This is a genomic window from Enterobacter sp. SGAir0187 (genome assembly GCF_002952735.2).
GTDB lineage: Bacteria > Pseudomonadota > Gammaproteobacteria > Enterobacterales > Enterobacteriaceae > Enterobacter > Enterobacter quasiroggenkampii.
Window position 1 is genome coordinate 1,253,061 of record NZ_CP025034.2, and the last position, 22,433, is coordinate 1,275,493.

Consider the following 22,433-nt stretch of genomic DNA (forward strand, 5'->3'; position numbering starts at 1 on the left):
AAATGGCATTTGCCCCATTGCTTGAACGCCAGCACGTCCGTTTGCTGCTGGCGCTGTTACTCGGAGCCAGCGGTACGCTGGCTTTTTCTCCTTACGATATCTGGCCTGCGGCCATACTCTCCCTGATGGGGCTTCAGGGTCTGACCCTGAACCGTCGTCCGGTACAGGCTGCCGCTATCGGCTACTTCTGGGGACTGGGGCTGTTTGGCTCAGGTATTAACTGGGTCTACGTCAGCATCGCCCAGTTTGGCGGTATGCCGGGCCCGGTAAACGTCTTTCTGGTGGTACTGCTCGCCGCCTATCTCTCGCTCTATACTGGCCTGTTCGCCGGCATCCTTTCTCGCCTGTGGCCCAAAACCAGCTGGCTGCGCGTCGCGGTTGCCGCACCGGTGGTCTGGCAAATCACGGAATTCCTGCGCGGCTGGGTGCTGACCGGCTTCCCGTGGCTGCAGTTCGGCTACAGTCAGATTGACGGCCCGCTCAAAGGCCTGGCGCCGGTCATGGGCGTTGAGGCCATTAACTTCCTGCTGATGGTGGTCAGCGGCCTGCTGGTATTAGCGCTGGTTTCACGTGGCTGGAAGCCGCTGGTTGTGGCGCTGGTGCTGTTCGCCCTGCCCTTCCCGCTGCGTTATATCCAGTGGTTCACGCCCGAGCCCGAGCGCGCCATGCAGGTCTCCATGGTTCAGGGTAATATCCCGCAGTCGATGAAGTGGGACGAGAAAGAGCTGCTGAATACGCTGAAGATCTACGCCAACGCCACCGAAGAGGTGATGGGTAAATCGCAGCTGATTATCTGGCCGGAGTCTGCCATTCCCGATCTGGAGATCAACCAGCAGCCGTTCCTCAACATGATGAACGACCTGCTGCTGGCCCGCGGCAGCACGCTGATCACCGGGATTGTCGATGCGCGTCTGAATCAGCAGAACCGCTACGACACCTACAACACCATCATTACGCTCGGCAAAGACAGCGAATACAGCTACCACTCCACTGACCGGTACAACAAGAACCACCTGGTGCCATTTGGTGAATTTGTGCCGCTGGAATCGATTCTGCGCCCGCTGGCCCCGTTCTTTGATTTGCCGATGTCCTCCTTCAGCCGCGGACCGTACGTTCAGCCTCAGCTGCACGCGCACGGCGCTGCCCTGACGCCGGCTATCTGCTACGAAATCATTCTCGGCGAGCAGGTGCGCGATAACTTCCGCCCGGATACGGACTATCTGCTGACCATCTCCAACGATGCCTGGTTTGGTAAGTCAATTGGCCCGTGGCAGCACTTCCAGATGGCACGTATGCGCTCCCTGGAGCTGGCGCGTCCGCTGCTGCGCAGCACCAACAACGGCATCACCGCCGTGATTGGTCCTCAGGGTGAAATTCAGGCGATGATCCCGCAGTTTACCCGTGAGGTACTGACCGCTAACGTCACGCCAACCACGGGACTGACGCCATACGCCCGTACCGGCAACTGGTCGCTGTGGATACTGACCGTGCTGTTCGGCTTTGGCGCAGTGCTGATGAGCCTGCGTCAGCGTCGTAAATAACCTTCCCTTCTGTTGCCGGGTGGCGCTGACGCTTACCCGGTAAATCCTCCCAAACTCCCATTCTGGCACGCCTATTGCTTTGTTTATTCAGGTAAACGCAGTTTGGCTTAACGTGCAACTTTGTCGCACCAGCGTAGCTCATCGGTAGCACCGAAACGGTGCAACGGGAGATATTTGCCTCTGAATGGTGCGGCGCGCTTCGCAAAAATAAACAATAACGCAGCAAAATCTTTACATTAAGCCAGACTAAATGTTAACAAGCTTGCATAACACTGCACTCGCATTGCGCGAGATATAACAACATCACAATGGGTATCAATGCGTCTCTGGCGCTGATAAGAAAGGAGTTGGGTATGCAATTACGTAAACTGGCCACAGCAATGCTGGTGATGGGAATGTCTGCAGGCGTGGTTCACGCTGAAGATGCGCCAGCAGCAGGCAGCACTCTCGACAAGATTGCCAAAAACGGCGTCATCGTGGTCGGCCACCGTGAATCATCTGTCCCGTTCTCTTACTACGACAACACGCAAAAAGTCGTGGGCTATTCACAGGATTACTCCAACGCTATCGTTGAAGCCGTGAAGAAAAAGCTGAACAAACCTGACCTGCAGGTGAAGCTGATCCCAATCACTTCACAGAACCGTATTCCACTGCTGCAAAACGGCACCTTTGACTTCGAGTGTGGTTCCACCACCAACAACCTCGAGCGTCAGAAACAGGCGGCCTTCTCTGACACCATCTTTGTCGTGGGCACCCGTCTGCTGACGAAGAAAGGCGGCGAGATCAAAGACTTCGCTGACCTGAAAGGCAAAGCGGTTGTTGTCACCTCCGGTACCACGTCAGAAGTGCTGCTGCACAAGCTGAACGACGAGAAAAAAATGGATATGCGCATCATCAGCGCGAAAGACCATGGCGACTCCTTCCGTACCCTGGAAAGCGGTCGTGCCGTCGCGTTTATGATGGATGATGCCCTGCTGGCGGGCGAGCGTGCGAAAGCGAAGAAACCTGACAACTGGGATATCGTCGGCACCGCGCAGTCGAAAGAAGCCTACGGCTGTATGCTGCGTAAAGACGATCCGCAGTTCAAAAAGCTGATCGATGACACCATCGCTCAGGTGCAGACCTCCGGCGAAGCGGAAAAATGGTTCGACAAATGGTTCAAGAACCCGATTCCACCAAAAAACCTGAACATGAATTTTGAACTGTCTGACGACATGAAAGCGCTGTTCAAATCTCCAAATGACAAGGCTCTTAACTAATTAGAACAACAGGGGCGGGATCTCCTGCCCTCTCGATTGTCGGGAAGCATGGACAGACTATACGTTGAGTGGTCGTTCCCCACTCAGCGCGAAAAATGAGCTTCTCACCAATCTTCGAGGGTAGCGCTGCTACCCTTTTTTTTCTGGAGTTTATTATGTCAATCGACTGGAACTGGGGCATATTTCTGCAACAAGCCCCGTTCGGCAACACCACCTATCTTGGCTGGCTGTGGAGCGGCTTTCAGGTCACCGTGGCATTATCGATAACGGCGTGGATCATCGCGTTTCTTGTCGGTTCTCTGTTCGGTATTCTGCGCACCGTCCCTAACCGTTTTCTTTCAACGCTTGGCACCCTCTATGTGGAACTGTTCCGTAACGTTCCGCTGATCGTGCAATTCTTTACCTGGTATCTGGTTATCCCGGAACTGCTGCCGGAAAATATTGGCATGTGGTTCAAGTCGGAACTGGATCCGAATGTGCAGTTCTTTGTCTCCTCCATGATGTGTCTGGGGCTGTTTACCGCTGCGCGCGTTTGCGAGCAGGTGCGTGCCGCCATTCAGTCATTACCCCGTGGACAAAAAAATGCGGGTCTGGCGATGGGATTAACCCTGCCACAAACCTACCGCTACGTGCTGCTGCCTAACGCCTACCGCGTCATCGTTCCGCCGATGACCTCCGAGATGATGAACCTGGTGAAAAACTCGGCCATCGCCTCAACCATCGGCCTGGTCGATATGGCTGCACAGGCGGGCAAGCTGCTGGATTACTCCGCTCACGCGTGGGAATCCTTCACCGCGATCACGCTCGCGTACGTTCTGATTAACGCTTTCATCATGCTGGTGATGAACCTGGTTGAACGCAAAATTCGCCTGCCGGGCAACATGGGGGGCAAATAATGTACGAATTTGACTGGAGTTCTATCGTTCCATCCATGCCTTATCTGCTTGATGGACTGATGATTACCTTAAAAATCACCGTTATTGCCATTATTGTCGGTATCGTCTGGGGCACCCTGCTGGCCGTCATGCGCCTGTCGAGCTTTAAGCCGCTCGCCTGGTTCGCGACCGCCTACGTTAACGTGTTCCGCTCCATCCCGCTGGTAATGGTGCTGCTGTGGTTTTACCTGATCGTGCCCGGCTTCCTGCAAAACGTGCTGGGGCTGTCGCCGAAAACCGATATCCGTCTGATCTCGGCGATGGTGGCATTCTCGATGTTTGAGGCCGCTTACTACTCGGAGATTATCCGTGCGGGCATTCAGAGTATCTCCCGCGGGCAATCCAGCGCCGCACTGGCGCTGGGGATGACACACTGGCAGTCCATGCAGCTCATTATTCTGCCGCAGGCGTTTCGCGCCATGGTTCCGCTCCTGCTGACCCAGGGTATCGTGCTTTTCCAGGATACCTCTCTGGTCTACGTGCTGAGCCTGGCAGACTTCTTCCGTACCGCGTCAACCATCGGTGAGCGTGATGGTACGCAGGTTGAGATGGTGCTCTTTGCGGGTGCGGTCTATTTTGTGATTAGTTTAAGCGCGTCGCTGTTGGTCAGCTGGCTGAAGAAAAGGACGGTACAATGATTTCCCTGAAAAATGTTTCTAAATGGTATGGGCACTTTCAGGTGCTGACCGACTGCTCCACCGAAGTGAAAAAAGGCGACGTGGTAGTGGTGTGCGGACCGTCCGGTTCCGGTAAATCGACGCTGATCAAAACCGTCAACGGGCTGGAGCCGGTGCAGCAGGGCGAGATCGTCGTCAACGGTACCAAAGTCAACGACAAGAAAACCAACCTCGCCCAGCTTCGCTCTCACGTTGGCATGGTGTTCCAGCATTTTGAGCTGTTCCCTCACCTCTCCATTATTGAGAACCTGACGCTGGCCCAGGTGAAAGTGCTCAAGCGTGATAAAAAAGCGTCGCGCGAGAAAGGCCTGAAGCTCCTGGAACGCGTTGGCCTCTCTGCGCATGCCGATAAGTTCCCGGCGCAGCTCTCCGGCGGCCAACAGCAGCGTGTGGCGATCGCCCGCGCCCTGTGCATGGATCCGGTTGCTATGCTCTTTGATGAGCCAACGTCGGCGCTCGATCCGGAGATGATCAACGAAGTGCTGGACGTGATGGTCGAACTGGCGCACGAAGGAATGACCATGATGGTGGTGACCCACGAAATGGGCTTCGCACGTAAAGTGGCTAACCGCGTGATCTTTATGGACGAAGGGAAGATCGTGGAAGATTCCCCGAAAGAGGAGTTCTTCGCCAACCCGAAATCCGAACGTGCGAAAGATTTCCTCGCCAAAATCCTGCACTAACCTTCCCGGTGCGCAATCTGCGGATTGCGCACTGCTTCACGCTTTAGATCTCTTTTTCTATTCGGCGTCACATTGCAGCGTTAACCTTGTCACAAAATAACGCTATGAATGGAGAACGCTATGGCACAACCCATCATTTTCGATTGCGATCCGGGTCATGATGACGCGATCGCGCTCGTTCTTGCACTTGCCTCCCCTGAACTCGACGTCAAAGCCGTCACCTCTTCCGCCGGAAACCAGACGCCGGATAAAACCCTGCGTAACGTTTTGCGCATGCTGACGCTGCTCGGGCGCACCGATATTCCCGTCGCCGGTGGCGCCCTCAAGCCCCTGATGCGTGAATTAATTATCGCGGATAACGTGCATGGTGAAAGCGGGCTGGACGGTCCGGCGCTGCCTGAGCCAGGCTTCACGCCGCAAAACTGCACCGCCGTGGAGCTGATGGCGAAGGTGCTGCGCGATAGCGCGGAACCCGTGACGCTGGTGGCTACCGGGCCGCAAACCAACGTCGCGCTGCTGCTGAACAGCCACCCTGAACTGCACAGCAAAATCGCCCGTATCGTCATCATGGGCGGGGCCATGGGTCTGGGAAACTGGACGCCGTCCGCAGAATTCAACATTTTTGTCGACCCGGAAGCGGCGGAGATCGTCTTCCAGTCCGGTTTGCCCGTCGTGATGGCGGGGCTGGACGTGACCCATCGCGCACAGATTATGGCTGACGACATTGAGCGCTTCCGCTCCGTTGGTAATCCGGTCGCGACAACCGTGGCTGAGCTGCTCGACTTCTTTATGGAGTATCACAAAGCCGAGAAATGGGGATTCCACGGCGCGCCGCTGCACGATCCGTGCACCATTGCCTGGCTATTAAAACCGGAGATGTTTACCACGGTCCACAGGTGGGTTGGCGTCGAAACTCAGGGGAAATACACCCAGGGGATGACGGTGGTGGACTACTACTCGCTGACGGGAAATAAGCCGAATACCACGCTGATGGTGGATATTGACCGTGAGGCGTTTGTGGATTTGCTGGCGGAGAGGCTGGATTACTATAGTGCGGCCTGATGCCCTCACCCCGGCCCTCTCCCACAGGGCTGAGGAATCCCCACAAAATAATACCAGCACGGACGACCCCCTCTCCCTTGAGGGAGAGGGCTGGGGTGAGGGGGAACATACGGCTCTGGTGGTCATTCCGTTCACTTTATGTTTCTTGCTACTCTGTAAGGACATGGCCGGTGAACGTGCCAGGGCGGCTCAATCGCCACCGCCCTGGCGACCCGGGCTCCCGGCGGTAAATCGCCGCTTCGCGGTGCCTTCGGCTTATTCCTTCCGGCTTTTCGGGGACGGGCGGAGGTAACGTCCCTGTAAAGCCCGCCCTCTCGGCGCATCCATGCGCCTCGCCCCGGCCGGAAGGCAAACGCCTCAGCGATTTACAGCCGGACCAGGGCATCGCTGTAAGCCATTCATTTTCCTGAAGTCACATGCATCGCTTCAGGTATAAAATTACTGGGGATTCCTCACCCCACAGGGAGAGGGAGCAGACACTAAAAACGGCAACATGGTTGCCGTTTTGCTTTTACCTTTTGCGGCCTGACGCCCTCACCCCGGCCCTCTCCCACGGGGAGAGGGCGCAAACCTGCGCTTTTACCTAGGGCTCAAACGGCCGACGCTGGAACTGATCGTGGCCGCATTTCGGACACAGCGACAGAACCTCCGGCGTATACACCGCAATATGGTGGTGGCAATTCTCGCACACCAGATTTCCCAGCCCGACCACTTCACCGCTGTGGTACACACCGTGGTGGTTCAAATCCTGAAAGACTTCACGCCACTCCAGCTGCGTTTTATCCGTGATATCGGCCAGCTCCTGCCACAGGCTCTCTTTGATCACCCGCATGAAAACGCTGTCCGTGACCTCCTCCTGGCTCTCCTGGTAGCTGCGCGCGAACTCTTCCAGATCGCGACGCACGGCACGCGTCACCTCTTCCACTTCGGTTCGCGTTAACTCACCCGTTTGCGACACGCGGGCACGCGCCTGCTCCACCAGCGCATCGATATCGCGCTCGCCGTTACGCAGCCGTTCCGTCAGTGTCGCCACCAGTTCGCGGTAAAATTGAGCAACCTTGTTCATCATTTTGCCTCCCGGGTAAGTAACTATTTCTAATAATAGACCTTATTTCATCGCCGCTTTGTCAGGTGAAGCACAGACCCGGTAAATTCCTGCAAAGCGCATTTGTGCGAAAGGCTGTTTTGACGCGGGCGTTTGGGCTATGCTATGCGGATCTGAATTACCACATCCATTGGCTACATTTGTAGCTGTATTGAAAACAGGACCACTGGCTGCCATGCAAGAGCAATACCGCCCGGAAGAGATAGAATCAAAAGTCCAGCAACACTGGGACGAGAAGCGCACCTTTGAAGTAACCGAAGACGAGAGCAAAGAGAAGTATTACTGCCTGTCGATGCTTCCCTATCCTTCTGGTCGACTACACATGGGCCACGTGCGTAACTACACCATCGGTGATGTGATTGCGCGTTACCAGCGCATGCTGGGTAAAAACGTTCTGCAACCCATCGGTTGGGATGCGTTCGGTCTGCCTGCGGAAGGCGCGGCGGTAAAAAATAATACGGCGCCGGCACCGTGGACGTATGACAACATCGCGTACATGAAAAACCAGCTCAAAATGCTGGGCTTCGGCTATGACTGGAGCCGCGAGCTGGCAACCTGTACGCCGGAATACTACCGCTGGGAACAGAAGTTCTTCACCGAGCTGTACAAAAAAGGCCTGGTGTACAAGAAAACCTCTGCCGTTAACTGGTGCCCGAATGACCAGACCGTTCTCGCGAACGAACAGGTTATCGATGGCTGCTGCTGGCGCTGTGACACCAAAGTAGAGCGTAAAGAGATCCCGCAGTGGTTTATCAAAATCACCGCTTATGCTGATGAGCTGCTGAACGATCTGGATAATCTGGACCACTGGCCAGATACCGTTAAGACCATGCAGCGCAACTGGATCGGCCGTTCCGAAGGCGTGGAAATCACCTTCAACGTTGAGAACTACGACCAGACCCTGACCGTCTACACCACCCGTCCGGACACCTTCATGGGCGCGACCTACCTGGCCGTGGCCGCAGGTCACCCGCTTGCGCAGAAAGCGGCAGAAAACAATCCGGAACTGGCTACCTTCATCGACGAATGCCGCAACACCAAAGTGGCCGAAGCCGATATGGCAACGATGGAGAAAAAAGGCGTTGATACCGGCTTTAAAGCCATTCACCCGCTGACGGGCGAAGCGATCCCTGTCTGGGCCGCCAACTTCGTACTGATGGAATACGGCACGGGCGCCGTGATGGCCGTTCCGGGTCACGACCAGCGCGACTACGAATTTGCCACCAAATATGGCCTGACCATCAAGCCTGTTATCCTGGCCGCTGACGGTTCTGAACCAGACCTGTCCGAACACGCGCTGACCGAAAAAGGGACCTTGTTCAACTCCGGCGAGTTCAGCGGTCTGAGCTTCGAAGAGGGCTTCAACGCCATCGCCGACAAGCTGGCCTCCCTTGGCGTGGGCGAGCGTAAAGTTAACTTCCGTCTGCGCGACTGGGGTGTTTCCCGTCAGCGCTACTGGGGTGCGCCAATTCCAATGGTGACGCTGGAAGATGGCACCGTGATGCCAACGCCAGAAGATCAACTGCCGGTGATCCTGCCGGAAGACGTCGTTATGGACGGCATCACCAGCCCGATCAAAGCCGATCCTGAGTGGGCTAAAACCACCGTCAACGGCCAGCCTGCGCTGCGCGAAACCGACACCTTTGACACCTTTATGGAGTCATCCTGGTACTATGCTCGCTACACCTGCCCGCAGTATCAGGACGGCATGCTGGATTCCAACGCGGCGAACTACTGGCTGCCGGTAGATATCTACATCGGTGGTATCGAACACGCCATCATGCACCTGCTCTACTTCCGCTTCTTCCATAAGCTGATGCGCGATGCGGGCATGGTGAACTCTGACGAACCTGCAAAACAGCTGCTGTGCCAGGGCATGGTGCTGGCGGATGCCTTCTATTACGTCGGTGCAAACGGCGAGCGTAACTGGGTGTCTCCGGTTGACGCGATCGTTGAACGCGACGAGAAGGGCCGTATTGTGAAGGCCAAAGACGCCGAAGGTCATGAGCTGGTCTACACCGGCATGAGCAAGATGTCTAAGTCGAAAAACAACGGTATCGACCCGCAGGTGATGGTTGAGCGTTATGGTGCGGATACCGTGCGACTGTTCATGATGTTTGCCTCTCCGGCAGACATGACGCTGGAGTGGCAGGAATCCGGTGTTGAAGGGGCTAACCGCTTCCTGAAACGCGTCTGGAAACTGGTTTACGAGCACACCTCACTGGGCGATGCCCCAGCGCTGAACGCCGCCGCCCTGACTGAAGATCAGCAGGCGCTGCGTCGTGATGTTCATAAAACGATTGCAAAAGTGACCGATGATATTGGTCGTCGTCAGACCTTCAATACCGCAATTGCGGCTATTATGGAACTGATGAACAAGCTGGCGAAAGCTCCGCAGGACGGCGAGCAGGATCGTGCCCTCATGCGTGAAGCACTGCTGGCCGTCGTTCGTATGCTGAACCCGTTCACGCCGCACGTTAGCTTTACCCTGTGGCAGGAGCTGAAAGGCGAAGGCGATATCGACAACGCGCCGTGGCCAGTGGCAGACGAATCAGCGATGGTGGAAAACACGACGCTGGTTGTGGTCCAGGTGAACGGCAAAGTTCGCGGTAAAATTACCGTGGCGGTCGATGCAACCGAAGAACAGGTTCGCGAGCGCGCGGGCCAGGAACCTCTGGTCGCAAAATATCTTGAGGGCGTTACCGTACGTAAAGTGATCTACGTACCGGGTAAACTGCTGAATCTGGTCGTTGGCTAAGCGCGGGAGGAAACGTGCGACAACTGGCAACAATACTCTTATCACTGGCGGTGCTTGTCACCGCTGGCTGTGGCTGGCACCTGCGCAATACCACAGCGGTGCCCGCTGAGATGAAAACGATGATCTTCGATTCCGGGGATCCGAATGGTCCACTCAGCCGGGCAATTCGCAATCAGCTGCGTCTGAACGGCGTTGAGCTTGTTGAGAAACAGACGCTGCGTCAGGATGTACCGTCTCTGCGTGTGACAGGAAGTGGTCTGTCGAGAGATACCGCGTCTATCTTCCAGGATGGCCGTACCGCAGAGTATCAAATGGTGTTGACGGTCAACGCGGCAGTCCTGATCCCGGGTAAAGACATCTACCCGATCAGCACGAAAGTATACCGTTCGTTCTTCGATAACCCGCAGACGGCGCTGGCAAAAGATGCCGAACAGCAGATTATCATCAACGAAATGTACGACAAGGCGGCGGAGCAGCTGATCCGTAAACTGCCTAGTATTGCAGCGTCAACCAAACAAGGATCTGACATTGTTGATAAACCGGTTGATGGCACGCTTCCTGCTGCTAACTCTCTGGGTAAATGATGATCAGGCTGTATCCTGAACAACTCCGCGCGCAGCTCAATGAAGGGCTGCGCGCGGCGTATCTGCTTCTTGGAAACGATCCGTTATTGCTTCAGGAAAGCCTGGATGCCGTGCGACATGCCGCCGCCGCGCAGGGCTTCGATGAACACCACACCGTCCAGCTGGATAACAACACCGACTGGAACGCCCTCTTCTCGCTCTGTCAGGCGATGAGCCTGTTCGCATCGCGCCAGACAATTCAGATCCTGCTGCCGGATAACGGCCCTAACGCGGCGATAAACGAGCAGCTCGCTACGCTGGTCAGCCTCTTACACAGCGATCTGCTCCTTATTGTGCGTGGCAACAAGCTGACCAAAGCGCAGGAAAACGCGGCCTGGTTTACCCAACTCGCGCCCCGCGCGGTGCTGGTCAGCTGTCAGACGCCTGAGCAGGCACATCTGCCTAAATGGGTCGCCGCGAGAGCGAAACAGCACAACCTTCAGCTGGATGACGCGGCAAATCAGCTGCTCTGCTACTGCTATGAAGGTAACCTGCTGGCCCTGGCGCAGGCGCTTGACAGACTCTCCCTGCTCTGGCCGGACGGCAAGCTGACCTTGCCGCGCGTCGAGCAGGCCGTTAACGACGCGGCGCACTTCACGCCGTTCCACTGGGTGGACGCGCTGCTGTCGGCAAAAAGTAAACGCGCCCTGCATATTCTGCAGCAGCTGCGCCTCGAAGGCAGCGAACCGGTTATTCTGCTGCGAACCCTGCAGCGCGAATTACTGCTGCTGATTACGCTCAAGCGTCAGTCTGCCCACACGCCTTTGCGTTCGCTGTTTGATAAACACCGGGTGTGGCAAAATCGCCGAGCTTTGACCACCGAAGCCATCAACCGCCTGAGTCATGAACAGCTTCGCCAGGCGGTACAGCTTCTGATGCGCGCCGAGCTTACGCTCAAGCAAGATTACGGCCAGTCGGTCTGGGCGGAGCTGGAAAGCCTTTCTCTGCTGCTCTGCCACAAGGCGCTGGCAGACGTTTTTATTGATGGATAGTATGCATTCTTTACAGGCCCTGTATGGCGGCACCTTCGACCCGGTACACTACGGGCATCTGAAGCCGGTTGAAATTCTGGCGAATCTGATCGGCCTTCAGCGCGTTACCATCATGCCCAATAATGTCCCGCCCCACCGTCCACAGCCCGAGGCGACCAGCGAGCAGCGAAAAGAGATGCTTGCCCTGGCCATCGCTGATAAGCCGCTCTTCCGGCTTGACGAGCGTGAGCTGCGTCGCGACACCCCCTCCTGGACCTCGCAGACGCTTCAGGAGTGGCGCGCAGAACAGGGGCCAGACCAGCCGCTGGCTTTTATCATTGGTCAGGATTCCCTGCTGAACTTCCCCACATGGCATAAATATGAAACCATTCTGGAGAACAGCCATCTGCTCGTCTGCCGCCGTCCTGGCTATCCGCTGACCATGCGTGAAGCGCAGTACCAGCAGTGGCTGGAAGATCATCTCACCGCCAATGTTGAAGATCTCCACAATCAGCCTGCCGGGAAGATTTATCTGGCGGAAACGCCGTGGTTCGATATCTCTGCGACCCTCATTCGTGAGCGTTTACAGCAGGGTTTAGCATGTGACGATCTGCTCCCCGCACCGGTGCTGGCCTATATCCATACGCACGGTTTGTATCAGAAAAGCGCAGATGAATAGCGGGAAGGCATAAAAAGCGGCTTATTGTTTATCCTGCCTTGACAGGGTAAGCCATACTGTTATTCTCCGCTGCCAGACTTTCCCGCCAGTCATTGCTTTACAGAAATTGTTTTACAAAAATGGCGATGCAATCTCAGGCGGAGGGTGGGATGATACCCGCCTTCAAAAGCCCGGCCGGAGACATTTGTCCCGACACAGGCATGAGTTCAGGTATACTGCCTGGCTACGAATTCAACGTTTTACAATCTCATTCACCCCAGGGGGAAAACTTGCAGGGTAAAGCACTCCAGGATTTTGTTATTGACAAAATTGATGACCTGAAAGGTCAGGACATCATCGCGATTGACGTGAAGGGTAAATCCAGTATTACCGACTGCATGATTATCTGCACCGGTACGTCCACGCGTCATGTTGTTTCGATTGCCGATCACGTGGTTCAGGAATCGCGTGCAGCAGGGCTGTTACCGCTGGGTGTTGAAGGTGAAGCGACGGCTGACTGGGTGGTTGTCGATCTCGGCGATGTGATTGTCCACGTCATGCAGGACGAGAGCCGTCGCCTGTATGAACTGGAAAAACTCTGGGGTTAATGCGTGAAGTTGCAGCTGGTCGCCGTCGGCACCAAAATGCCGGACTGGGTACAAACCGGTTTTACTGAATATCTGCGTCGTTTTCCAAAAGACATGCCGTTCGAACTGGTGGAAATTCCCGCCGGTAAGCGCGGCAAGAACGCCGATATCAAACGTATTCTCGATAAAGAGGGCGAACTGATGCTGGCTGCCGCAGGCAAGAACCGCATCGTCACCCTCGATATTCCAGGAAAACCCTGGGATACGCCGCAGCTGGCGCACGAACTGGAGCGCTGGAAGCAGGATGGTCGTGACGTCAGTCTGTTGATTGGCGGGCCTGAAGGGTTATCCCCTGCCTGCAAAGCGGCAGCAGAACAAAGTTGGTCCCTCTCCGCGCTGACGCTTCCCCACCCGCTCGTTCGGGTACTGGTGGCAGAAAGCCTGTATCGCGCGTGGAGCATTACTACCAACCACCCCTATCACCGCGAGTAATGACTGACCAGGGTAGATTAAGCAGCGGATGAAACTACAGAATTCTTTTCGCGACTATACGGCTGAGTCCGCGCTGTTTGTGCGCCGGGCGCTGGTCGCCTTCACCGGGATTTTGCTGCTTACCGGCGTGCTGATCGCCAACCTTTATAATCTGCAAATTGTCCGCTTTACCAATTACCAGACGCGTTCCAACGAAAACCGTATCAAGCTGGTACCTATCGCACCCAGCCGCGGCATTATTTACGATCGTAACGGCACCCCGCTGGCGTTAAACCGCACCATCTATCAAATCGAGATGATGCCGGAAAAAGTCGATAATGTTCAGGATACGCTGGAAGCGCTGAAAAGCGTTGTTGACCTTAACGACGACGATATCGCCGCCTTTAAAAAAGAGCGCGCCCGCTCACACCGATTCACCTCCATTCCGGTTAAAACCAACCTGACGGAAGTCCAGGTGGCCCGCTTTGCGGTGAACCAGTACCGTTTCCCCGGCGTGGAAGTAAAAGGTTACAAGCGTCGCTACTACCCCTACGGCTCCGCGCTGACGCATGTGATTGGCTACGTCTCCAAGATTAACGACAAAGACGTCGACCGCCTCGATAAAGACGGCAAGCTGGCGAACTACGCCGCAACGCATGATATCGGTAAGCTGGGCATTGAACGCTACTACGAAGATGTCCTGCACGGGCAAACCGGCTATGAAGAAGTTGAGGTTAACAACCGTGGCCGCGTGATCCGCCAGCTTAAAGAGGTACCGCCGCAGGCGGGGCATGACGTCTATCTGACCCTCGACCTTAAGCTGCAGCAGTATATTGAAACCCTGCTGGCGGGCAGTCGTGCAGCCGTTGTGGTCACCGATCCTCGAACCGGCGGCATCCTGGCGATGGTGTCTATGCCAAGCTATGACCCGAACCTGTTTGTTGACGGCATTTCCAGTAAAGACTACTCCGGTCTGCTGAATGACCCCAACACGCCGCTGGTGAACCGCGCGACCCAAGGGGTTTACCCACCGGCATCAACGGTTAAACCGTACGTGGCGGTCTCTGCTCTGAGTGCTGGCGTCATCAACCGCAATACCAGCCTGTTTGATCCGGGCTGGTGGCAGCTGCCGGGTTCAGATAAGCGCTATCGCGACTGGAAAAAATGGGGCCACGGTCATCTGAACGTCACCAAATCGCTGGAGGAGTCTGCGGATACCTTCTTCTATCAGGTAGCGTATGACATGGGGATCGACCGCCTGTCAGAGTGGATGAGCAAATTCGGCTACGGACACTACACCGGCGTTGACCTTGCGGAAGAACGCTCCGGCAACATGCCGACGCGCGAATGGAAGCTGAAGCGCTTTAAAAAGCCGTGGTATCAGGGCGACACCATTCCGGTGGGTATCGGTCAGGGCTACTGGACGGCAACGCCGCTTCAGATGAACAAAGCCATGATGATCCTCATCAATGACGGCGTGGTGAAAGTGCCGCATCTGCTGCAGAGTACGGTTGAAGACGGCAAAAAAGTGCCGTGGAACCAGCCGCACGAAGCCCCGGTGGGTGACATTCATTCCGGCTTCTGGGAAATCGCGAAAGACGGTATGTACGGCGTGGCAAACCGCCCGAACGGTACCGCACACAAGTATTTCGCCGGGACGCCGTACAAAGTGGCGGCGAAGTCCGGTACTGCGCAGGTATTTGGCCTGAAAGCCAACGAAACCTATAACGCGCACCGCATTGCCGAACGTCTGCGTGACCATAAGCTGATGACGGCGTTTGCCCCTTATGACAACCCGCAGGTCGCGGTGGCAATGATTCTGGAGAACGGCGGTGCCGGGCCTGCAGTAGGGACCATCATGCGCCAGATCCTTGACCACATCATGCTGGGTGATAACAACACCGAACTGCCGGCTGAAAACCCGGCCGCCGCTGCGGCGGAGGACCAATAATCATGACGGATAATCCAAATAAAAAATCGCTGTGGGACAAAATCCACATCGACCCAGCCATGCTGCTAATCCTGCTGGCTCTGCTGGTTTACAGTGCGCTGGTTATCTGGAGCGCCAGCGGCCAGGACATCGGGATGATGGAGCGCAAAATCGGCCAGATCGCCATGGGCCTGATCATTATGGTGGTGATGGCGCAGATCCCGCCGCGCGTTTACGAAGGCTGGGCGCCCTACCTCTACATCTTCTGTATTATTTTGCTGGTTGCGGTCGATGCGTTTGGTGCCATTTCAAAAGGGGCGCAGCGCTGGCTGGATTTGGGTATTGTCCGCTTCCAGCCCTCGGAGATTGCCAAAATCGCCGTGCCACTGATGGTGGCACGCTTTATCAACCGCGACGTCTGTCCGCCGTCTCTGAAGAATACCGCTATCGCGCTGGTGCTGATTTTCCTGCCAACGCTGCTGGTTGCGGCACAACCTGACCTTGGCACCTCAATCCTTATCGCGCTCTCCGGTCTGTTTGTCCTCTTCCTGTCGGGCCTGAGCTGGCGCCTGATTGGCATCGCAGTGGTGCTGATTGCGGCGTTCATCCCTATTCTCTGGTTCTTCCTGATGCATGATTACCAGCGCCAGCGCGTCATGATGCTGCTCGATCCGGAAACCGATCCGCTGGGCGCGGGCTATCATATTATTCAGTCCAAGATTGCGATTGGCTCCGGCGGCCTGCGCGGTAAGGGCTGGCTGCACGGTACGCAGTCGCAGCTGGAATTTTTACCGGAACGCCACACCGACTTTATCTTTGCCGTACTGGCGGAAGAGCTGGGGCTGGTGGGCATCTTAATACTCCTGGCGCTATACGTTCTGCTAATCATGCGGGGATTGTGGATTGCAGCACGCGCGCAAACGACCTTTGGTCGCGTCATGGCTGGCGGGTTGATGCTGATTTTATTCGTTTATGTCTTCGTAAATATTGGTATGGTGAGTGGTATTCTGCCGGTGGTAGGCGTACCGCTGCCGCTGGTGAGTTACGGAGGCTCGGCACTGATCGTGTTGATGGCCGGGTTTGGTATCGTGATGTCGATCCATACCCACAGAAAAATGTTGTCAAAAAGCGTATAAAAATAAGGGGATCGGAATGCGTAAGCAGTGGCTGGGGATCTGCATTGCGGCAAGTTTACTTGCGGCCTGCACAAGTGATGATGGTCAGCAACAGGCAACCGTCGCGCCGCCGCAGCCTGCGGTGTGTAATGGCCCAATCGTTGAAATCAGCGGTGCCGATCCCGTTTATGAACCGCTGAATGCCAGTGCCAATCAGGATTACGAGCGCGACGGCAAAAGCTATAAAATTGTTCAGGATCCTTCCCGTTTCAGTCAGGCGGGCTTTGCCGCCATTTACGATGCCGAGCCAGGCAGTAACCTTACGGCCTCCGGGGAGACGTTCGACCCCATGCAGCTGACCGCAGCACACCCGACGCTGCCGATCCCGAGCTACGCCCGTATCACCAACCTGGCAAACGGCCGTATGATTGTCGTGCGTATCAATGACCGCGGCCCGTACGGAAATGATCGGGTGATCTCCCTGTCTCGCGCGTCAGCCGATCGTCTGAATACCTCGAACAACACCAAAGTCCGTATTGACCCGATTATCGTGGCACAGGATGGTTCGCTGTCCGGGCCAGGTACCGCGTGTACGACGGTGGCGAAACAGACCTATGCCCTGCCCGACCGCCCAAATCTTGACGGCGGAATGGGCAGCGTCTCTTCTCCGGCCGAGCCTGCTCAGCCGGGGGGAGAAACACGTCCAATCAGCAATGACACGCTGCAAAGCGACGATTCAACGGGCGCACCGGTAAAGAGTAGCCGCTTTCTTGGCGCACCGACGACCTTAGCCTCTGGCGTGCTGGAAGGCAGTGAGCCTACCCCAACCCCCGCTCACGTTGCTGCGCCAGCAACCCAGTCGGCTCCCGTAACGGCGCCCGCGGCCACGCAAAGTGCAGCGGTAACGGCTCCAACAGCGGCCAGCGGCAGCTATGTGGTTCAGGTCGGCGCAGTGAGCGATCAGGCCCGGGCCAAACAGTATCAGCAGCGTCTGAGCCAGCAGTTTGGCGTACCAGGACGCGTTGAGCAGAACGGTGCGGTCTGGCGCATTCAGATGGGGCCGTTTGCCAGCAAATCACAGGCAGCCTCCCTGCAGCAGCGTCTGCAGAATGAAGCTCAGCTTCAGTCATTTATCGCTGTTGCGAAATAATTAACCGGCGGTATCCGAATTGTCAGTTTGTGTAAAACACATTCACAAACTCATGCTTAAAGTCGGATGCCTGCCTGAATAGCATTTGCTATAGTAAGGCACTTTTTTTAATTCCATCACGGATGTCGTAGTTCTGACCATGAAGACCACTTTTTCTGCTCGTTTTGTGCAGCGCATGGCGCTGACCACGACCCTTTGCGCGGCTGCGCTCTCTGCAGCTCACGCCGATGACCTGAATATCAAGACCATGATCCCTGGCGTTCCGCAAATCGACGCGGAATCTTACATCCTGATCGATTACAACTCTGGCAAAGTGCTGGCAGAACAGAATGCCGATGCCCGCCGTGACCCGGCCAGCCTGACCAAAATGATGACCAGCTACGTTATCGGCCAGGCGATGAAGGCAGGTAAATTCAAAGAAACGGATCTGGTCACCATCGGTAACGATGCGTGGGCGACCGGGAACCCGGTCTTTAAAGGTTCCTCTCTGATGTTCCTGAAACCGGGTATGCAGGTTCCTGTTTCCCAGCTGATTCGCGGTATCAACCTGCAGTCGGGTAACGATGCCTGCGTGGCGATGGCCGATTTCGCCGCCGGTAGCCAGGATGCTTTCGTGGGCCTGATGAACAGCTACGTGAACGCGCTGGGTCTGAAAAACAGCCATTTCCAGACCGTACACGGCCTGGACGCAGACGGTCAGTACAGCTCCGCACGTGATATGGCGCTGATTGGTCAGGCGCTGATCCGCGATGTCCCTAATGAGTACTCTATCTATAAAGAGAAAGAGTTCACCTTCAACGGTATCCGTCAGACCAACCGTAACGGCCTGCTGTGGGATAACAGCCTGAACGTTGACGGCATCAAAACCGGTCACACCGACAAAGCGGGCTATAACCTGGTCGCCTCCGCCACTGAAGGCCAGATGCGTCTGATCTCTGCCGTGATGGGGGGGCGCACCTTTAAAGGCCGTGAAACTGAAAGTAAAAAACTGCTGACCTGGGGCTTCCGTTTCTTCGAAACCGTGAATCCACTGAAAGCAGGCAAAGAGTTTGCATCTGAACCCGTCTGGTTCGGCGACAACGACCGTGCTTCTCTCGGCGTTGATAAAGACCTGTATCTGACCATTCCGCGCGGTCGTATGAAGGATCTGAAAGCCAGCTACGTACTGAACAGCACCGAGCTGCACGCCCCGCTGCAGAAAAACCAGGTTGTGGGTACCATCAACTTCCAGCTGGATGGTAAAACGATCGATCAGCGTCCGCTGGTGGTCCTGCAAGAAATTCCTGAAGGCAATTTCTTCGGCAAAATCATTGATTACATTAAATTGATGTTCCACCACTGGTTTGGTTAAAAATTGAACACTTGAAAGTGTGATTTTGATCCCCATATACTAAGTATCCTGATAACTCCCACCTGACGTGGGAGTTATTATTTTTTGACGTTACGCCGGAGCTGACATGAAAACCAAACTTAACGAACTGCTTGAATTCCCTACCCCATTTACCTACAAAGTAATGGGTCTGGCGAAACCTGAGCTGGTTGATCAGGTGGTTGAAGTGGTACAGCGCCATGCGCCGGGTGACTACTCTCCGTCAGTAAAACCAAGCAGCAAGGGCAACTACCACTCGGTTTCTATTACCATCACTGCGACACACATTGAGCAGGTTGAGACGCTGTACGAAGAGCTCGGCAATATCGAAATCGTTCGTATGGTGCTGTAGTCCCTTTGCGGTTACCCGGTTTGCCGGGTAACCCCTCTCCCCGCTGTGATATACTCCCGCATACCTTTTGTCCCTCGTCTTCGGAGACGCAGTTTTGTATCAGGATAAAATTCTGGTCCGTCACCTCGGGCTGCAACCTTACGAGCCTGTCTCCCAGGCTATGCATGACTTCACCGATTCACGCGATGATACAACCCCCGATGAGATCTGGCTGGTCGAACACCTGCCGGTCTTTACGCAGGGTCAGGCGGGAAAAGCAGAACATTTATTAATGACGGGCGATATCCCGGTTATCCAGAGCGATCGCGGCGGCCAGGTCACGTACCATGGGCCCGGGCAGCAGGTGATGTACGTCCTGCTCAATCTGAAGCGCAGAAAGCTGGGCGTCCGTGAGCTGGTTACCCTACTGGAACAAACCGTCGTCAACACGCTGGCGGAATATGGTATTGATGCGCATCCGCGTGCCGATGCGCCTGGGGTTTACGTTGGGGAAATGAAGATTTGCTCTCTGGGGCTGCGTATTCGTAAAGGCTGCTCATTCCACGGCCTGGCATTGAATATTAATATGGATCTTGCCCCTTTCCAGCGCATAAACCCCTGCGGCTACGCCGGTATGGAAATGACGCAGGTGCGCCAGTGGGTTGAAACCGCTACGCCAGACACTATTCGTCCCGTGCTTTTGAAGAACGTGTTAGCACTACTTAACAATCCACCGCACGAATATATCCCTGCTTAATATATCCTACAACAGGGCTCGCTAATTTGGCGGGCCACCGTTTATTTACCGTTTTTGCACTTTACAATAATCCACAGATTCTATATTTTCGAAGCGCCCGAATATTACCGCTACATATTATTTAGCCTCCAGCAAGCACGGCAAACACGGCATAAGTAACGTGAGCAATTATCACACAAGTGTTTGCTTTTGATAAACAAGTGAAACAAAACCAACACTTTACGAATCTCTACAAGCATAATAAATAAATTCAACTATCATTCATATTGTGAATGTATACGGAGTGAAAGCGTGGAGTATAATAATTTACCAGCCAAACGACTGAATGAACCTGGTGGCGAAGACAAGCCGCAAATTTTTCGGACTTTACGTAATATTGATCTCAATTTACTGACTATTTTTGAGGCAGTATATGTCCATAAGGGTATCGTTAACGCTGCGAAAATTCTTAATCTCACGCCATCCGCAATTAGCCAGTCCATCCAAAAGCTACGCGCTATATTTCCTGACCCGTTATTTATCCGTAAGGGCCAGGGGGTAACGCCGACGGCCTACGCCACGCATCTCCATGAGTACATCAGCCAGGGGCTGGAGTCGATTCTGGGCGCACTGGATTTAACCGGGAGCTACGATAAGCAGAGAACCATCACCATCGGCTGTTCCCCTTCTGTGGGTGTGCTGGTCATGCCTGCGATCTTCCAGGCCGTGAAAGAGCATGCTCCGCAGCTCCTGCTTCGCAATGTGCCTCTCCATGAACCTGACGTTCAGCTTGCCCAGTTCCAGACGGACCTGATTATTGAAAGCGGCAGCTTCAGCGCCAGAGCGCTGGGGCAAAATGTGCTTTATACGGACAACCTGGTGCTGGTTTGCCGGCAGCAGCATCCGGTTCTCAGCGAACCGCTGACCCTCGAAAACCTGCGCAACTACGACCACTCGTCTTTCATGACCGAAGGGCAGTCTAACCATGCCCTTCGTCAGCGTATTGATGAAATTTTCCCGGAACGTCAGATCAGCTTCAGCAGTTACAATATGTTCACCACCGCCTCTCTGATCGGCAGCAGCGATATGCTGTGCGTGATGCCATCACGCCTGTATAACCTGCTCCGGAAATGCTGGCCGCTGGACAGCATTCCCCTCAGTCAGCTTAATGCGGAATCAGTTGAGATTTCACTGCATTACAATAAGCTGAGTTTACGCGATCCGGTCCTGGAAAACGTCATCCGCATTATCCGTCAGGCCTTCTGACAGGTTGAGCCAGCATAAGCCCCTGTGACAGGCAGGGCAAAAGGCACAAAACAACAACTATTTTACAAATTGGCGATCTGGCAGGCTGCTTTAACGACCGTTTCAATGATATACTGCCTGTCGTTCGTTCAAAAATAGTTGATAAATACAACATTCCCTTGAATTGAAACGCTTTCCTTCGATATTCGCAACTGGAACACGCACGCTATGAGTAAACCCATTGTGATGGAACGCGGTGTTAAATACCGCGATGCCGATAAAATGGCCCTTATCCCGGTTAAAAACGTGGCTACAGAGCGCGAGGCGCTGTTAAGAAAACCGGAATGGATGAAAATCAAACTTCCGGCCGACTCTTCGCGTATCCAGGGGATCAAAGCGGCGATGCGCAAGAATGGCCTTCACTCCGTTTGTGAAGAAGCCTCTTGTCCGAACCTTGCTGAATGTTTCAATCATGGTACCGCGACGTTTATGATTCTGGGTGCGATCTGTACCCGCCGCTGCCCGTTCTGCGATGTTGCTCATGGCCGTCCGGTCGCACCTGATGCTAACGAACCTCAGAAGCTGGCGCAGACCATCGCCGACATGGCGCTGCGTTACGTGGTTATCACGTCCGTTGACCGTGACGATCTGCGCGACGGCGGAGCGCAGCACTTCGCTGACTGTATCACGGCCATTCGCGAGAAAAGCCCAAACATCAAAATCGAGACGCTGGTACCTGACTTCCGCGGCCGTATGGACCGCGCGCTGGATATCCTGACCGCGACGCCACCGGATGTGTTTAACCACAACCTGGAGAACGTGCCGCGTCTCTACCGTCAGGTGCGCCCGGGCGCTGACTATAACTGGTCTCTGAAACTGCTGGAGCGTTTCAAAGAAGCGCATCCGCATATTCCGACCAAGTCAGGTCTGATGGTAGGTCTGGGTGAAACTAACGAAGAAATCATCGAGGTGATGCGCGATCTTCGCCGCCACGGTGTGACCATGCTGACCCTGGGTCAGTATCTGCAGCCAAGCCGTCACCACCTGCCGGTACAGCGCTACGTGAGCCCGGACGAGTTTGATGAAATGAAAGCCGAAGCAATGGCGATGGGCTTCACCCACGCAGCCTGCGGCCCATTCGTTCGCTCCTCATACCATGCCGATATGCAGGCTAAAGGCGAAGAAGTGAAATAAAGCTGTAATATTCATTTACAGTAATACAAAAAA

Annotated in this window: 21 protein-coding genes; 20 read left to right on the forward strand and 1 reads right to left on the reverse strand. The window is 55.1% G+C overall.

Features of this window, described 5'->3' with window-relative positions:
* Window positions 1–2: 2 nt before the first annotated feature.
* The 6 genes from lnt (at window position 3) to rihA (ending at window position 6,157) form a co-directional block, all read left to right on the forward strand.
* On the forward strand, window positions 3–1,541 hold the full coding sequence (gene lnt, locus CWR52_RS06080; protein ID WP_104949121.1) for an apolipoprotein N-acyltransferase: 1,539 nt from the start codon (window positions 3–5) through the stop codon (window positions 1,539–1,541).
* Between the two features lie 353 nt (window positions 1,542–1,894).
* Complete coding sequence (locus CWR52_RS06090) at window positions 1,895–2,800, forward strand: amino acid ABC transporter substrate-binding protein (protein WP_008501049.1); 906 nt, start codon at window positions 1,895–1,897, stop codon at window positions 2,798–2,800.
* 155 nt (window positions 2,801–2,955) lie between these two features.
* Entirely contained in the window at window positions 2,956–3,696 is a 741-nt protein-coding gene (gene gltJ, locus CWR52_RS06095; protein ID WP_008501048.1) for a glutamate/aspartate ABC transporter permease GltJ, read from the forward strand.
* Window positions 3,696–4,373 (forward strand): glutamate/aspartate ABC transporter permease GltK, encoded by a 678-nt coding sequence (gene gltK, locus CWR52_RS06100; protein WP_008501047.1) that lies wholly within the window; start codon window positions 3,696–3,698, stop codon window positions 4,371–4,373. The genes gltJ and gltK overlap by 1 nt, the downstream gene beginning before the upstream one ends.
* Complete coding sequence (locus tag CWR52_RS06105) at window positions 4,370–5,095, forward strand: amino acid ABC transporter ATP-binding protein (RefSeq protein WP_014883001.1); 726 nt, start codon at window positions 4,370–4,372, stop codon at window positions 5,093–5,095. Before gltK ends, CWR52_RS06105 begins: the two co-directional genes overlap by 4 nt.
* 120 nt (window positions 5,096–5,215) lie before the next feature.
* A complete protein-coding gene (gene rihA / locus CWR52_RS06110; RefSeq protein ID WP_104949122.1) occupies window positions 5,216–6,157 on the forward strand; it encodes a pyrimidine-specific ribonucleoside hydrolase RihA in 942 nt (313 codons plus the stop codon).
* A 583-nt stretch (window positions 6,158–6,740) separates the two neighbouring features.
* On the opposite strand, the gene CWR52_RS06115 is transcribed toward rihA, so the two are convergent.
* Entirely contained in the window at window positions 6,741–7,223 is a 483-nt protein-coding gene (locus CWR52_RS06115; protein ID WP_023617134.1) for a zinc ribbon-containing protein, read from the reverse strand.
* 214 nt (window positions 7,224–7,437) lie between these two features.
* Between CWR52_RS06115 and leuS the strand changes: the two genes are divergently transcribed.
* The 14 genes from leuS to lipA all read left to right on the forward strand — a co-directional run bounded on the left by leuS (window position 7,438) and on the right by lipA (window position 22,400).
* On the forward strand, window positions 7,438–10,020 hold the full coding sequence (leuS, locus tag CWR52_RS06120) for a leucine--tRNA ligase (RefSeq protein ID WP_152034557.1): 2,583 nt from the start codon (window positions 7,438–7,440) through the stop codon (window positions 10,018–10,020).
* A 14-nt stretch (window positions 10,021–10,034) separates the two neighbouring features.
* Entirely contained in the window at window positions 10,035–10,604 is a 570-nt protein-coding gene (gene lptE / locus CWR52_RS06125; protein ID WP_104949125.1) for an LPS assembly lipoprotein LptE, read from the forward strand.
* Window positions 10,604–11,635, forward strand: a complete 1,032-nt coding sequence (gene holA, locus CWR52_RS06130; RefSeq protein WP_104949126.1) for a DNA polymerase III subunit delta — start codon at window positions 10,604–10,606, stop codon at window positions 11,633–11,635. The genes lptE and holA overlap by 1 nt, the downstream gene beginning before the upstream one ends.
* Window positions 11,628–12,293, forward strand: coding sequence for a nicotinate-nucleotide adenylyltransferase (gene nadD / locus CWR52_RS06135; RefSeq protein ID WP_025912714.1), 666 nt, complete (start codon window positions 11,628–11,630; stop codon window positions 12,291–12,293). Before holA ends, nadD begins: the two co-directional genes overlap by 8 nt.
* A gap of 269 nt (window positions 12,294–12,562) precedes the next feature.
* The gene (gene rsfS, locus CWR52_RS06140; protein ID WP_023334893.1) at window positions 12,563–12,880 is read left to right on the forward strand and encodes a ribosome silencing factor; all 318 of its coding nucleotides are present in this window, start codon (window positions 12,563–12,565) and stop codon (window positions 12,878–12,880) included.
* A gap of 3 nt (window positions 12,881–12,883) precedes the next feature.
* Window positions 12,884–13,351: a 23S rRNA (pseudouridine(1915)-N(3))-methyltransferase RlmH gene (gene rlmH / locus CWR52_RS06145; RefSeq protein WP_003858701.1), complete on the forward strand. Its 468-nt coding sequence runs from the start codon at window positions 12,884–12,886 to the stop codon at window positions 13,349–13,351.
* A 28-nt stretch (window positions 13,352–13,379) separates the two neighbouring features.
* Window positions 13,380–15,281 carry a peptidoglycan DD-transpeptidase MrdA gene (gene mrdA / locus CWR52_RS06150; RefSeq protein WP_104949127.1) on the forward strand — a complete coding sequence of 634 codons (1,902 nt, stop codon included), beginning with the start codon at window positions 13,380–13,382 and terminating at the stop codon, window positions 15,279–15,281.
* A gap of 2 nt (window positions 15,282–15,283) precedes the next feature.
* Window positions 15,284–16,396 (forward strand): peptidoglycan glycosyltransferase MrdB, encoded by a 1,113-nt coding sequence (gene mrdB / locus CWR52_RS06155; protein WP_008501037.1) that lies wholly within the window; start codon window positions 15,284–15,286, stop codon window positions 16,394–16,396.
* 16 nt (window positions 16,397–16,412) lie between these two features.
* Complete coding sequence (rlpA, locus tag CWR52_RS06160; RefSeq protein ID WP_104949128.1) at window positions 16,413–17,525, forward strand: endolytic peptidoglycan transglycosylase RlpA; 1,113 nt, start codon at window positions 16,413–16,415, stop codon at window positions 17,523–17,525.
* Between the two features lie 139 nt (window positions 17,526–17,664).
* Complete coding sequence (gene dacA, locus CWR52_RS06165; RefSeq protein WP_047745898.1) at window positions 17,665–18,876, forward strand: D-alanyl-D-alanine carboxypeptidase DacA; 1,212 nt, start codon at window positions 17,665–17,667, stop codon at window positions 18,874–18,876.
* A gap of 106 nt (window positions 18,877–18,982) precedes the next feature.
* The gene (gene ybeD, locus CWR52_RS06170) at window positions 18,983–19,246 is read left to right on the forward strand and encodes a DUF493 family protein YbeD (RefSeq protein WP_003858718.1); all 264 of its coding nucleotides are present in this window, start codon (window positions 18,983–18,985) and stop codon (window positions 19,244–19,246) included.
* 94 nt (window positions 19,247–19,340) lie between these two features.
* Complete coding sequence (gene lipB / locus CWR52_RS06175; RefSeq protein WP_045909592.1) at window positions 19,341–19,982, forward strand: lipoyl(octanoyl) transferase LipB; 642 nt, start codon at window positions 19,341–19,343, stop codon at window positions 19,980–19,982.
* A 291-nt stretch (window positions 19,983–20,273) separates the two neighbouring features.
* Window positions 20,274–21,227, forward strand: coding sequence for a YbeF family transcriptional regulator (locus CWR52_RS06180; RefSeq protein WP_045909593.1), 954 nt, complete (start codon window positions 20,274–20,276; stop codon window positions 21,225–21,227).
* 207 nt (window positions 21,228–21,434) lie between these two features.
* Window positions 21,435–22,400 carry a lipoyl synthase gene (gene lipA, locus CWR52_RS06185; protein WP_024907012.1) on the forward strand — a complete coding sequence of 322 codons (966 nt, stop codon included), beginning with the start codon at window positions 21,435–21,437 and terminating at the stop codon, window positions 22,398–22,400.
* The last annotated feature ends 33 nt before the right edge of the window (window positions 22,401–22,433 follow it).